11 protein-coding genes are annotated in these 13,339 nt (G+C 64.3%); 7 read left to right on the top strand and 4 right to left on the bottom strand.

Going from position 1 to position 13,339, the window contains the following annotated elements; genetic code table 11:
• Positions 1–13: 13 nt before the first annotated feature.
• Positions 14–958: a fumarylacetoacetate hydrolase family protein gene (locus ACW14X_RS24545; RefSeq protein WP_457163641.1), complete on the bottom strand. Its 945-nt coding sequence runs from the start codon at positions 956–958 to the stop codon at positions 14–16.
• Positions 955–2,412 (bottom strand): amidohydrolase family protein, encoded by a 1,458-nt coding sequence (locus tag ACW14X_RS24540; protein WP_457163640.1) that lies wholly within the window; start codon positions 2,410–2,412, stop codon positions 955–957. Before ACW14X_RS24540 ends, ACW14X_RS24545 begins: the two co-directional genes overlap by 4 nt.
• Before the next feature lie 150 nt (positions 2,413–2,562).
• Here ACW14X_RS24540 and ACW14X_RS24535 point away from each other — a divergent pair, with 150 nt between their 5' ends.
• The 5 genes from ACW14X_RS24535 (at position 2,563) to ACW14X_RS24515 (ending at position 8,976) form a co-directional block, all read left to right on the top strand.
• Complete coding sequence (locus ACW14X_RS24535) at positions 2,563–3,447, top strand: LysR family transcriptional regulator (protein WP_457163639.1); 885 nt, start codon at positions 2,563–2,565, stop codon at positions 3,445–3,447.
• Between the two features lie 397 nt (positions 3,448–3,844).
• Entirely contained in the window at positions 3,845–4,414 is a 570-nt protein-coding gene (locus tag ACW14X_RS24530) for a carboxymuconolactone decarboxylase family protein (RefSeq protein ID WP_457163638.1), read from the top strand.
• A 172-nt stretch (positions 4,415–4,586) separates the two neighbouring features.
• Complete coding sequence (locus ACW14X_RS24525) at positions 4,587–7,013, top strand: hypothetical protein (protein ID WP_457163637.1); 2,427 nt, start codon at positions 4,587–4,589, stop codon at positions 7,011–7,013.
• Between the two features lie 75 nt (positions 7,014–7,088).
• Positions 7,089–7,943 carry a hypothetical protein gene (locus ACW14X_RS24520; RefSeq protein WP_457163636.1) on the top strand — a complete coding sequence of 285 codons (855 nt, stop codon included), beginning with the start codon at positions 7,089–7,091 and terminating at the stop codon, positions 7,941–7,943.
• A gap of 388 nt (positions 7,944–8,331) precedes the next feature.
• On the top strand, positions 8,332–8,976 hold the full coding sequence (locus ACW14X_RS24515) for an HAD family hydrolase (protein WP_457163635.1): 645 nt from the start codon (positions 8,332–8,334) through the stop codon (positions 8,974–8,976).
• Here ACW14X_RS24515 and ACW14X_RS24510 read toward each other — a convergent pair.
• A complete protein-coding gene (locus ACW14X_RS24510) occupies positions 8,970–10,235 on the bottom strand; it encodes a hypothetical protein (RefSeq protein ID WP_457163634.1) in 1,266 nt (421 codons plus the stop codon). The two genes, ACW14X_RS24515 and ACW14X_RS24510, sit on opposite strands and share 7 nt — an antisense overlap.
• 198 nt (positions 10,236–10,433) lie before the next feature.
• On the opposite strand from ACW14X_RS24510, the gene ACW14X_RS24505 reads away from it, so the two are divergent.
• Positions 10,434–11,141 carry a TetR/AcrR family transcriptional regulator gene (locus tag ACW14X_RS24505; RefSeq protein ID WP_457163633.1) on the top strand — a complete coding sequence of 236 codons (708 nt, stop codon included), beginning with the start codon at positions 10,434–10,436 and terminating at the stop codon, positions 11,139–11,141.
• Positions 11,142–11,236: 95 nt separating this feature from the next.
• A complete protein-coding gene (locus ACW14X_RS24500; RefSeq protein ID WP_457163632.1) occupies positions 11,237–12,130 on the top strand; it encodes a phosphotransferase family protein in 894 nt (297 codons plus the stop codon).
• Between the two features lie 107 nt (positions 12,131–12,237).
• Here ACW14X_RS24500 and ACW14X_RS24495 read toward each other — a convergent pair whose 3' ends face one another.
• Positions 12,238–13,287 carry a saccharopine dehydrogenase family protein gene (locus ACW14X_RS24495; protein ID WP_457163631.1) on the bottom strand — a complete coding sequence of 350 codons (1,050 nt, stop codon included), beginning with the start codon at positions 13,285–13,287 and terminating at the stop codon, positions 12,238–12,240.
• Between the last annotated feature and the right edge of the window lie 52 nt (positions 13,288–13,339).

Below are 13,339 nucleotides of genomic sequence, written 5' to 3'. Positions count from 1 at the left end.
GGGCGGCCGGGGCTCAGCAGCCAGAGGACAGGGGCAGGACGTCGACCCCAGCGCATACGGTCTGCCGCGTCTCGCCGAGTCCTTCACCGGTGAGCGTGACGACGTCACCAGGCTTCAGCCACCGACCGAAGTCCGCCATGTCAGTGGTGTCGACATGCTCGAGGAGGCAGCCACCCGGGACCGTGCCGGACCCGATGACGTCACCGGGGTGGAGATCGACGCCGCGGGAGATGAAGGCAATCAGCTCGCCCAGGCTCCAGTCCGTCCGGTCCAGGTTCCCGCGCGTGAGCTCCGCGCCGTTCACTGTCGCGGACAGCTCGAGGGACAGCCTCCCGTCACGACGGTAGGGTTCGAGCTCGTCGACCGTCACCAGCGCGGGACCGAGCGTGATCGCGCTGTCCTTGCTCTTGCCCATGCCGATCCCGAGCGCCAGATCGCGGACCTGGTGATCGCGGGCAGTCCAGTCGTTGAAGAGCGTGAAGCCGACGATGTGCGACTCGGCATCCTGGGGGTCGAGGTCGCGGCCACCGCGTCCGAGAACCATCCCGACCTCCAGCTCGAGATCGAACATCCGGCTGCCCGGCGCCACGGGGACATCGTCGTACGGCCCGACAACCGCTCCAGCGTTGGAGAAGTAGAACGCCGGGACTTGCGACCACACGGGGTCGAGTTCCTCGCTGCGTCCAAGTGCTCGATAGCAGCCGCGCAGGTGGTCGAGGAAGCACAGGCCGTCCCGGATGGATGGGGGCCGCGGAAGAGGTGGCAGCAGCCGCACCTCGGCGACTGCTCTTACCTCCTCCGGCCTGCGTCGGGCCTCCTGGCCCGCCTCGCCGAGCGTGCCGGCATCGTCGTCGAGGAGCGACAGGAGCGTCACTCCGGCGGCTAGACCAAAGACCTTGTCGCCCTCGAGGACGCCAGTCCGAGGTCCCGCGCCCGCGTCGTAGGTCACCCACCTCATGCCGTTACCTGGGCGTTCTCAACGGCCTTGCGGGCCTCGGCGTAGAACGCCTGGGTGATGGGGTCGATCGCCGCCCAGGCACCTGGAGGCGTACCGGGCAGGTCGCGCTCCGACTTCCGGAGTCGGCCAAGGATCCGGTCTGCGGTGGCGTCGACCTCGGCGGTGAGACGGCGTAGGTCGACGCCGGTCAGTTCGCCGTCGCGCTTGACCACCTTCCCGTCGACCAGGACGGTGCGGACGTCCGCGGCGGAGGTCTGAAAGAGAAGTGTGGCGTACGGGTCCACGACCGGGTGCTGTTCTACGGCCGAGCCGCCGACGAGCAGTACGTCGGCGCGCTTGCCGGGGGTCAGTGACCCGACGCGGTCACCCATGCCCATCGCCTCGGCGGCGTTGAACGTGCTCCAGGTGAGCGCCTCACGGGCCGTGGTGCCGACCTTCTCGGGCATCTGGTCCGCCAAGTTGAACGGGTCCGCCGCGTCGGCGCGGGCGACGGAGAGCCCAAATCGCAGTTCGTGCCACAGGTCGCCACTGTTGAGCGACACGACGTCCGCGGAGAGGGTCGGCTTGACTCCGTGCTGGGCACAGCGCTGGAACACGGGGCGGCCGAACCCCATGTTCATCTCGGTCTGGACGGAGATCGACACCTTGCCGCCGCTGCGGGCGATGGCCTCCCACTCCTGGTCGCCGAACGAGCAGCAGTGCACGTGCACCATGTCCGGACCCAGAAGCCCGAGCGCATCCATCTCCACGACTCCGTTGGCCAAGGGGCTGCCGAAGACGCATCCGGCATGGTTGACCAGCAGCGCCTCACGCTCCCGGGCGGCGGTCAGCTCGGCCACCGTATGAGCCCAGGGCAGCCCGAACACCTCCGAGAGGGAGACGCCGAGGGTGATGAGGCCGTCTGAGGCGAAGTAGGTGTCGGCGACGCGGTGGAAGTCGGCGATCCGGGCGTCATGATCGCCGAACCTGCTGGCCTCGGGCGAACTCTCGAAGAAGCCGTAGCAGAACGCGGCGCGGTTACGGGCGTCGAGATGGCCCTGCACCGCGGCATCGGCGTGATCGGGGGTGTTGTTGCAGTGCGAGAAGTCCAGAAGGGTCGTCACTCCCGCGTTCAGCGCGTCGAGTGCGCCGTACTTGTTGCCCAGGTGTACGTCGTCGGGAGTGAACTCCGGTGACACGCCGAGCCGGATCCCGAAGTAGTAGTCGGCCAGCGTCCAATTGGCACAGATCCCGCGCACCAGGGACTGCCAGGTGTGGCGGTGCGTATCGATCAGTCCCGGCATCACGATGTGCCCGGTCGCGTCGATGATCTCGGCGTCCTCCACGGGTAGCGAAGGGGCGACCGCCACGATGGCGCCGTCCTCGATCAGAACATCTCCCGAAAGCAAGTCCCCGATGGTGGGATCCATGGACACGGTGTGGCCGTTGCGGATCAGGATGCGATGTGTAGTCACTGTGACCTCCGACACGTAAGGTGGTTTCCGAGAATCATGCGGAGATCTGGCCGCTCCGGCATGTGCCGAATCGGTTGTGCCAGGCGCTGGCGCACGGCACAGCGGTCCGGTATCAAGGAAGTGCCAAACACCCCGTTCGAGTGGACCGTCATGGACATTCAGTCGCTGCGATACGCACTCACGCTTGCCGAGGAGCTCAACTTCGGCAGGGCCGCCAGCGTGCACTACATCGCCGCCCAGCCGTTCGGTCGCCGGATCCAGCGGCTCGAGCGGGAGCTCGGCACCCGTCTCTTCGACCGTTCGAGCCACCACGTAGCTCTCACACCGGCGGGCGAGAGATTCCTGCCCCGGGCACAGCGCGTGATCGCGGACATCGAGGCGCTGATGCGGCTGGCCGAGACCGACGGGCCGGGCCGATTCCTGCGCGTCGGGGTCCTCGGCTTCGGGCTTGCCGACCGATGGCCCACAATCCGCGATCTCCTCGCTCGCCAGCAGCAGGATCTGGCGCTGTCCTACGTCGAGCTCAACTGGGAGAACCAGTACGACGCAGTGCGCACCGGCGAGGTCGACGTCGCTGTCGTCCACGACGTGGGCGGTGCCGACGACCTCCTCGTCGAGCGCGTCATGGACACCCAGCGCTACGCCGTCGTCCCTGCCGAGTCCGACCTGGCGGATGCCCCCTCCCTGACGGTGGCCGAGATCGGCGACGAGCCATGGGTCGTCCCGGCAGGGCAACCCGGCTTGGCCATGTGGATCGGCGAGGACGTCGAGACAGGCGTCGAGGTCCGCTCCCCCGCCGCGACGCCGGCCGCCGTCGTAACCACCGGTTTCGTGGGCATGCACGGCGAGCCGGCCGTCCGCTATCTGCCCCACCCGGGCGTCCGATACGTACCCCTTCAGGGCTCGCCTGCCGTCGTCGCGCTCGCCACCCGTGCCCACGACCAACGCGATGCTGTGGTGACATTCCGGAGTGCCGTCGAAGCGGCCACCGCTTTGGACGGTCTGCGCCCTACCGCCGTCGGCGACCGAACATAGCGTCGCCGCCGTCGAGGGCTTCTCGGCGATCCGTGGACCCGGTCTTCGACGCCTCGAGTCTCAGTGCGCGTACTTGTCGACTCGGCTGACGAGCATCTCGGAAGTCTTCATGGCCAGTTCGGTGCGGTCTCTGTCGACACCGCACAGGCGCAGGCCTGGAGATCGCCGACCCGACCGAGGTTCCCAGTACGAACGGTGGGCCGAAGCATCCACAGCATTCGCACTCACCGGCCATGCAGCCGCGCGTCGCTGCCAAGAAATCGCGCAAGCGATTCTCCAGCCCCACAGCACGCGCACCTGACCGTCGACACCGGATCCGGTCCCCAACACAGGGGACATGCAGCACCAATCTGACACAAGGTAAACCTGCCGCCGATGTGCTGTGCGCGTGACTTTCTTGGAGGAACCTGCGCCTAGCGCCGGGCAGGAGAGGCTGTACGCCGAGGATCTCGCCGACGACGGATACGTCTGGGACCTCACGCGGGCGTGGGCACATCAGCCGGAACTGAAGGAACAGCTCGTGAGACTGTTCGACGCCACGGCGGATGCGGCCGGGCTGACACCGCGCGACAAAGCCGTGATCGTCATCGCGCAAGCACGGGTGGTCGGTGACTCCTACTGCGCCGTCGCCTGGGGCAAACGCCTGACCGATTGGGACGACCCGCAGACCGCAATCGCCGCCCTCACCGCCGACGACGATCCGTTCAGCGAACGCGAACGGGCCCTGGCCGCTTGGGCCCGCACGGTCGCCCGCTCACCCGGGAGCAGCACGCCGCAAGATGTGCAACGGCTGCGCGACGCCGGGTTCAAGGAGCCGCAGATCGCGGCCCTCACGGTGTACGCCGGGCTCCGCACAGCCTTCTCCAGCATCAACAGCGCTCTCGGTGCTCGCCCAGACATCACCCTCGCTCAGGCTCTGGATCCGGCCGTCCGCTCAGCCATTACGTGGGGTCGCGCCGCCGAGTGACAGGGATGGCAACGGCTCCCTTATCGCCCAGAACGACTCACTCACTCAGGCCGCACCGACCACGTTCACTGGAACAACTACCTACCGGATCTCGGCTTTTCCAGCGAACAGCGATGGGCATGCGTCAAAATAGCGTAGGCAGACCTTGTCAAACCTCCCACCAGGAACGATCGTGGACACACTTCGCCTAAGTAGCGCCGAACTAAAAGAGCTCTATAGCGACGAACCTTGGCGCAAGAACTTCTTCGAGGTTCATCATCTGGTCCAGTTCCTGACCCAGTGCATTTTGAAGGAAAACTACAAGATTCCTGACGAGACCGTCAGCCTCATTCCGTTAACTAACTTTGGCACCGACGTCCTCAACAAGCTTGTGCGGAAGCATGATGTTAACGCGAAGGTCGCTCGAATGCTCTGCCTTCTGAACTTCGCATACCGCGAGCCTATCGTCGACTTTTCGAAGATCGAGACTGAAAAGGTGCGGAAGTTCATAGATCAACAAATCCGCGACGGCGAAATCTTGTTTCCATTTATCCTGGGACGAGATTTGTACGACCGCGCCAGCACGTTGTTCGAAGACCCCCGGCCTTCGCTTCCCCACAACGAAACAATCGAACTACTCGATGGATTGCCGGTCGGAGTATTTCAATCTGGACCCTTTATAAGCGGACCATTCGGTCTCATACGCGCTTCTGAGCAGCGCTGGTTTGCGCCGATACGTACCGTTCCAATGCATCACTGCGCCGAACTAACTTGCAGGCTAATTCATTACACTAGACTATCTAGTGACAGCACAGCGGAAGTCAACGACAAGGCACCTATAATGCGAAAGGTGCTTAACTCATACGGTGACGACGAGTGCGAATGGGCGGAGTTTGTCGAGGAGATTGGCGGCCTTGAGGGACTTGACTTCGACGACGAAACTAGCGAACCGCTTATCCTAGCATTGGCTGACCTCTTCGGCGACGATGAACTGCGTGTGCTTCTCGCAGACCTGCTCGACAATACCGAAGGAAGTCTTCGCAAGAAGATTGAACCACTCGGTCTTGTTGGCGCATCCGGCGATATCGTTGAAGCCCTTCAGCGCAGTCAACTCCTACAATTGCTGCTTCTTGCTAACAATAGTGAACTCGCCACTAGGGTCGACCACCTGGTCCGGGCGGCCGATCAATCAGAAGAAACGCACGAGCCCAGCATCCACATCGGCCCCGGAGAGATTCGACGCCTGATGACCAACGGAAGGACAAGCTTCGGAGTCTTCGAACTTTACCCCGAAGTCTCAAACCTCGGCATCAGGTTCAAGTCTGACTCCTTCAGCCTGGGGCCGATGCGGTTGAAGCGCCTCATCGAATCGCTCTACGACTTAGAGAAGGCTGACGAGATCGCCGAGCTCAAGTGGCAACTCAGATCAACCGAGGGAGAAGACCCGAACGAACGACTCGAGGAATTCGTGCGCTCGGCCAGTCCGCAAGAAGTAGTCGAGCAACTCCTGTTGTCGCGACGGGTGAACCAGACCATCGCCGCGGAGCGGCTCGGAGTAACCTATGAATCGTGCTCTGGCGATGAGAATTTTGTCGATTCCGTCCTCTGGAAACTTGGATTCTATCCCTCTCGATCATTCGATTTGACGAGTGATTTCTGGAATCATCACGGCCGCTTCAAGCGCTTCATCGATACCGCCGGCGTGGGCACTCGGGTCGATTTGGTCGACTTGCGGTCGCGAGCAATCAATTGCTTCGTGGCATTAGAAGGTGTTCTCGACTACGCTCTCTCCTTTAGTACCTGGGCGCTTACCACTGACCACCTGGGATCCCCGCGACCTTTTGTCTACGCAGACTGGGTGGAACGCCCCAAAGCATTCGATTTCCTGAACTCCTTCGGTGCAGATCAGCGAGATCGGCTTGAAGGCGGAGTGTTGTTGGGAGAAAAGAACACGCTCGGTTCGCTGATTCCAGGATTTGGAACACTACGATCGGCGCTGATCGAGGCGCAAGACAACCCATCAGCGTATGAGCGTGAAGATCGCGACTACCCGAGATACTCGAAGCACACGACTCTAAAGTCTTTTCCTTTCAATCATCGTTATCCATTCTTGGATCTGTTGCCTCGCTCGCAAACTAGGATTCTGGAGTCTCTCGAGTACGTGCGGACAACTCTCGAGTCAGGCCAGACGGCTTTCGTTCGAAACGAGTTTGGACACTATCGACCAAGCTCTCCCGATCTCGATCGAGTGGAGGCAGCAATCGTGGCGATGGAAAGATCGATTCGGCGCCTCGAAGGCGACGGATTGGCGCCGCTGCCCTTCAAGTCGGTAGCCGACAGCGGGGACGATTGGGGTAGGCGGGTGTTCACTCTTCGAAACTCAAAAGGACGTGAGGTCTCGTTCGCGACGCCAAGCGCGTACGACTGGTCCCAGATGCCGAGCCTTCGGGGCGAGCAATTCGTAGTTCCGTCCGCCGTGTTTGCACAACCGAACGAGATGCTCCGATTCCGCGCCGTTTACAACACCCAATACGCCGACTATTGGCAAGGGTATCCGACGAGGCGTCGGCGTCGGTCGACAGTGAGCGGACCCGCGTCCGAGTCGCACAGCGATACCTAGGTCATACCGCCGCGAAAACTCAGCGCCCAGACAAGTCGGGGACTTATCCTATGTCGAGCCCTTAAGGGAGCATTCATGCAGCACATCAACTTTCCACCACCGGCTGACGAGCAGGCTTTCGAGCGACTCGTGGCAGAACTCGCGGCACCGGTCCTCAATGCCCGCGGCGCCGAGTTGAACGGCCGCAGAGGTCAGGCACAGCAGGGAGTCGACGTCAATATCGAACTCCACACCGACGAACTCGTAGGCATCCAGTGCAAGTTGACGACCAAGGCGCTAACCCTGGCCGTCGTCAAGGCCGAGGTCGCGCAGGCGAGGAACTACCAGCCCGCTCTTGATCGGTTCATCGTCGCCACGACTAGCAGGAGCGACGCGCGACTTCAGGAGGCGGCGCGGAAACTCCCGAAGGAAAAGTTCAGCGTCTCGATCTGGAGCTGGGACCAGATCAACGACTGGCTCAACCGCTTCGCGGCCGCAGGCATCTCCTACGTGCAGCATGTCTTGCTCGGCGCGCGTCCCGCTGCGGAGCGCGCGCATGCTGAGGCACTTCGCATCGCGCTTGATCGACCGGCGTTTCTTCGGGCGGCCCTCGCGGAGCACAACTTCGATCATCAGATCGAGGCGATCCAAGACACTTCGAAGTTCCTCCGGACCGGCTATCTCTACACACGGGATCGCCAGTTCGTCACCGGCGTCCTGCCGCTTCGGAGCTACAGCGAGGAGTACGTCAAGTTGGCTGACCCCGTGAAGACAGCTATCGACAATCTGGACAGCCACCTCCGGAAGTCGATACGGGAACTGCGCGACTACAACCACTCGAAACACGCTGAGTCGGCGGCAATCTTGGATGTCAAGAGGATCAAAGTGCTGACGGTCGCCAACAAGGTCTTCGCAGCACAAGGTGTGGATCCAATACCCATCACTCGATGAGGTTGCCGCTCACCCACGGTGCTTCTGCAAAGGACCTTACTTAACCTACGAGCCGCAGCGTCCTGGAGAGTTCGGTCCTTCAGTATTGGCCCGAGGCCCGAACTCGAAGCCGTCTCGGCGGACTCAACACCGCTACACACCCGGAGCCAGGGCTCTTCGTTCATTGGATGCTGAACATGATCGCACCTACGTCATACCGCCGCGTATGACCAGCCGCGGCGGCGAAGCCCCTGGACGCTCGCGCCACGTGCAGGCTGGGTGAGCGATCGGGGTCAATGCCCATCGTTCCCGTTCAAGCCGTCAGCCCAAATCGGCAGCGGGCTTGCCTGCGGCTGCCGGGTGGCGCCCCGAGTGCTGTGTGGAAAGATCCCGGTCCATGATTCGTGCGGTGGTGTTCGATGTCGGCGAGTGCCTGGTGAACGAGACTCGGGAGTACGGCACGTGGGCGGACTGGCTGGGGGTGCCGCGGCACACGTTCTCCGCCGTCTTCGGGGCAGTCATCGCGCGCGGGCTGGACTATCGCGAGACGTTCCAGGTGTTCCGGCCGGGGTTCGATCTGACCGAGGAGCGGCGGAAGCGGGATGAGGCTGGGCAGCCGGAGGTGTTCGGGGAGGATGACATCTATCCCGACGTACGGCCTGCCTTGAAGGAGCTCAGGGCTGCCGGGTTGTGGTTGGGGCTTGCCGGCAACCAGACCGTCAACGCTGGTCGGATTCTGCGGGAGCTGGACTTTCCCGTGGACATGGTCGCGACCTCTGATGATTGGGGTGCTAGCAAGCCGGATCTGGCGTTCTTCGAGCACGTCATCGAGGCCGTTCCCCACTCCGCAGAGGAGATCCTCTACGTCGGCGACCGGCTCGACAACGACATCCGACCTGCTTACGAGTCGGGGATGGCGACCGCGCTGATACGTAGAGGTCCGTGGGGCGTGATCCAGGAGCACGACCCGGAGGCCGACGAGATCGCGACGATCCGGATCTCTTCGCTCAACGAGCTGCCAGGGCGGATCGCGGCTCTCAACAAGGCTCAGTGACGTAGGGCGCTCAACGTGTTGTGCCAGCCGTAGAGGCGGTCGTCGAGGCGGCGTACGCAGTCGAGGTCGGCGTGGGCGTCGAGGGCCTTGCGTACGGTCATGATCCGTTCCATGCCGGTGGCGTACCAGTTGACCGCGAGGCTGTCGAGGGCTTGCTCGGCGTAGCTGCATGCCGCCTCCGGGTCGCCGGCGGCCGCCTCGACAGCAGCGAGGTCGCCGAGGATGACCGGGGACTGTTTCTCGTCGCCGGTGGTGGCTGACTCCAGGGCCCATTGCAGGGTCGCGCGGGCCTGAACGAGGCGGCCGGCCTTGAGTTCGATGTTGCCCTTGAACGCGGCCAGCCGCATCGGCGAGAACCAGGTGAACCAGTCGGGTGGCTGGTGCTCGTTGGGTTCGGCCATCACGTCTTCGGCGTGGTGGATCAGCTTCAGGGCCTTGTCGTAACTGCCGGCTATGGTGGCGCATTCGGCTTCAACCGCGTCAAGCCACGCGAGATGCTCGACGGAGGCTGGAGCGCGGCGGGCATAGACCCGTGCTGCGCGGATCCGGTCCGCGGTGAGGTCGGTGTCCTTGACCCAGCCTGGGATGAACGCGGTGTGTGCCAGGATGGCTGAGCCGAGCAGCGAGTCGTCGGCGACTGCCGCCATCTGGAGCGCATTGATGTAGGTGGCATCCGCATCCGCCGGCCGCTGGAGGGAGAAGAACTCGATCCGCCCAGCGAGCAACAGTGACTCCGCCAGTGACATAGCAAGCCGTTCGCGGGCCGTCCCGGTGGCCTCCTCCAGCAGGCCGGCGACCATGTGGTTGTGTTCGACCAGCACAGCCAACAGGTGCCCGGGCGCGACGGTGGGGTACATGCGACGGTATGCAGCCATGATGGCCGCGACGTCCGCAGCAATGGTCAGGGGCTGAGCGCCCGACACCGGGGTGGTTGGCCGTGAGGACCGACGGGCCGACTCCCGCTTTCGCGGCTGCTCGGGCGTAGAAGGCGCTGTCGGCAGTGTGTCCCAAGGAGCGGTGAATCCCAGCTGCTCGATCGGGAGGTTCAGGACGTGGGTGAGCAGGCGCTGATAGTCCGAGCGCGGCCACGGCGGCGTAGCCGACTCCCATCGACGTACCTGCCTGACGCTGATCTCCACGTGGCCCAGCCCCAACTGCGGTGCAGCGCGCGTCAACGCGTCAGCCAGAGCTTGTTGAGAGCCGAACCCTGCATGCTGCCGGGCGGCCTTCAGCAGGACGTTCCCAATCCCGTCGCTCATTACCTTCCTCCGATATCGCCTTGGCCCCGCCTCATCAACCGTATCGCGGAGCGCTGAATGACCGCTAAAAGTCCTCTTTAAGGCCTCATGCACTCGACTCGCTTCGAGGATGCTGAGGGCATCCGGGCGGCCGGATGGACCTCGACGCCGCTGTCCGCCCGGATTCCAGCCACATGGGGAAGCGACAGAGAGACTCGGATGTCATCGCTCAGCAAGGTTCGACCAGGCAGACCACGACTTAATCCGGACAACGGCGTAGGCACACCACGCGAACAGGTCCTGGAGGCCGCCGCACGCTTGTTCACCAGTAAGGGGTTCGCCGCGACCTCGACCCGGGAGATCGCCGAAGCAGTCGGGATCCGACAGGCATCGCTCTACTACCATTTCGCAGGCAAGGACGAGATCCTCGCAGCGCTGCTCTCCATGACAGTGAGGCCGACCCAGATGATGGTCGAGGAGATCGTCGGCCTGGTCCCTCCGGAGCGCGTCGAAACCGCACTGTTCCTACTTGCCCTGGTCGACATCGACACGCTCGCACGGGTGCCGCACAACATCGGGGTTCTCTATCAACTGCCCGACGTCGTGTCCGCCACCAACCTCGACTACGCGAGCTTCCGAGAGGCCCACGGCGAACTCACCGAGGCGTACGCCGATCTCGGGTCCCGCCTTGCCGCCCGTCACGGGGTGACCGCTCCTCCCCCGGCACTTGGCTCGATGCTGATCCAACAGGTCGAAGGCGTCATCACGCTGCGCGCCGACGGTCACGTGGTCGACGGCACCTACGCGATGGCGATCGCGGCCGGCTGTCTTCGCCTGTGCGGCTGCGCCCAGACCGAGGTGGAGGGTGCGACTGACCGCGCGTCTGCTCTCCAAGAGCAAACCTCGTTGCTCGCACGAGATGGGTAGACGCCGCCCACCTGCGCATCGGGCAGGCGATGCTAGGACCCGACGTTCGCCGAGTCACTTGGTGTGCACCACACGAACCTTCGAGAATGGGCCTGATGACAGCAGCGCCGACAAGCAGCGACGAGCTCGATGTTGTGCACCGCGCTGCATCACAACTGGGGTTGGACCCAGCTGACGCTCGCCTGCTGCGGAACGGCACCAACGCCGTCTACCTGCTCTCGAAGGCGGGGGTCGTGGCCCGTGTCGGCCGACCAGGAACCGTACGAGAGGCCGAGCGGCAGGTGAAGGTCGCCGCCTGGATGTCCGCCCATGGAATCGAGGTGAACCTTCCGATCCCCGGATTGGACTTGGCCGTCGTCGACGCTCGCCCGGTGACCTGGTGGGCACCAATCCCGGCGCATCGCCACGCCACGCCTGCCGAGCTGGGGGCCGTGCTTCGCGGACTCCACGAGCTTCCAGCGCCAACCAAGTTCGACCTCCCGAGACTCGACGTGGTCGCTCACATCGCCCAGCGCATTGCGTCGGCCGAAACGCTGTCCATCGACGACCGCGACTGGCTCCGAGACCGCCTCGCCCAAACAGCCGCGAACTTGGCAGCGACCGACCTACACCAAGCCCGCCATGTCGTGCATGGCGACGCTTGGCAGGGCAACCTGATCGTCCCTGACGGCGGCCTTCCGATCCTTCTCGACTTTGACAACGTCTCGATCGGGCATCCGGCTTGGGACCTCATGCCACTTGCTGTCGATCATGAAGACTTCGGCCGCATAAGCAGTGACGATTACCAGGCATTCGTCACCGCCTACGGCGGCTACGACGTACGCGACGCTCCTTGGTTTCGAACCCTCGCAGACCTGCAAGAACTGCGCTGGACCGCGTACGTCGCAGTCAAGGCGGCGACCAACTCCGACGCGGCGGACGAGGTCTCCCATCGACTCGCCTGCCTACGCGGCGAGATCCCCCGACCCTGGGCGTGGGCCGCATTCTGAACACCTTGTCAACCACGGAGACCCAGCGACCATGGCAGGGAGCCGGGTGCCGAACATCTCGACCCGAGCCGCGACTACGGCCCTTGCCACGTGCGAAGTCGAACGTCTCAAGCCAGGTATGCGGGACGGGCGAGGTTCGCGTCAGACTGCACGACGATGGCCTGACCTTCTCGCTCGAGCGCGTCGAGGACATCGGCGGCATCGAAGATCTCCCCCGGTGCCCCGGCACCAGAGCGACGGCGACGGCCGTCGAGGAGCCGGACGGCGCCCTCGACCACGATCGGCGCGGTGACGGCGTAGATGTCGCGGCCGGTCGCGGTGATCCGCTTGACGTCGGCCCCCTGACGTACGCGGACGTCCACGGCGAACCGCTGGGCCGAGCGTCCTGACTCGTCACTCGCGGCCGGCTCGGGTGTCGCCTCGTCGCGGAGCTCGGCGAGCGGAGCGCTGTTGAGGTAGGAGCGGAGCGTACCGACCTCGAGGTGGTTGTTGATGGTGATCACCTCGGAGAACGGCAGCTCGACCACCGACTGCTCGCCCAGCGGCTCCGGGTAGGACCAGGCGCCGGTCGGCGCGGGGCTGGGCAACGGGACCAGGGAGCCGTCGCGGATGACCAGACGAGTCGCGGTGTTGCGGGCTCCGGTGATCCGGGTGCCGGCGGTCGGCCACCAGCGGTCCAACCCGATGGCGACCTCGACCTCGTCGGCCGACGAGCCGCCGAGGACGGCGGTCACGAGCAGGTCGGCGAGGCCACCGTAGAACGCCATCGCCGGGACCACGGAGACGTCCATGTCCCGGGCTGGGGCGTCCAGCTCGCGATAGAGCGCCTGTACGACCGGCTGCTCGGCGGTGACGTCGAGATAGTGGGCACCGGACTCGACCGCGGCCCGGGCCAGTGGGAGCGCGGTGTCGAGGAAGGGGCCGGCGCAGTTGATGACCGCGGCAACACCCGCGATCGCGTGCCGCAGCCGCTCGGCGTCGTCGAGGCCGACGACTCGGCTCTCCAGGGCGGCATGGCGGGGCGGGACGTCGGCGAGGCGCTCCGCGCTGCGGCCGGCGAGGACCGGGGTCAGCCCGCGGCGTACCAGCTCATCGACAACGAAACGTCCGGTGTGACCGGTGGCGCCATAGACCAGGACTCGCTCATCTGTGTTCATGGCTCCATCGTCGGGCCGTGAGACCCAGCCAAACGAGTGTCTGAAACGACGT

Source organism: Nocardioides sp. YJ-D4, from assembly GCF_054031495.1.
The sequence above is the reverse complement of the archived record's forward strand: the minus strand, read 5'-3'. Positions and strand labels throughout refer to the sequence as shown.

Coding starts and splice junctions, on each gene's coding strand:
- ACW14X_RS24520 (WP_457163636.1), top strand. CDS start 7,089: ATGCAGCACATCAACTTTCCACCACCGGCTGACGAGCAGGCTTTCGAG.
- ACW14X_RS24510 (WP_457163634.1), bottom strand. CDS start 10,235: ATGAGCGACGGGATTGGGAACGTCCTGCTGAAGGCCGCCCGGCAGCAT.
- ACW14X_RS24505 (WP_457163633.1), top strand. CDS start 10,434: ATGTCATCGCTCAGCAAGGTTCGACCAGGCAGACCACGACTTAATCCG.
- ACW14X_RS24495 (WP_457163631.1), bottom strand. CDS start 13,287: ATGAACACAGATGAGCGAGTCCTGGTCTATGGCGCCACCGGTCACACC.
- ACW14X_RS24500 (WP_457163632.1), top strand. CDS start 11,237: ATGACAGCAGCGCCGACAAGCAGCGACGAGCTCGATGTTGTGCACCGC.
- ACW14X_RS24545 (WP_457163641.1), bottom strand. CDS start 958: ATGAGGTGGGTGACCTACGACGCGGGCGCGGGACCTCGGACTGGCGTC.
- ACW14X_RS24535 (WP_457163639.1), top strand. CDS start 2,563: ATGGACATTCAGTCGCTGCGATACGCACTCACGCTTGCCGAGGAGCTC.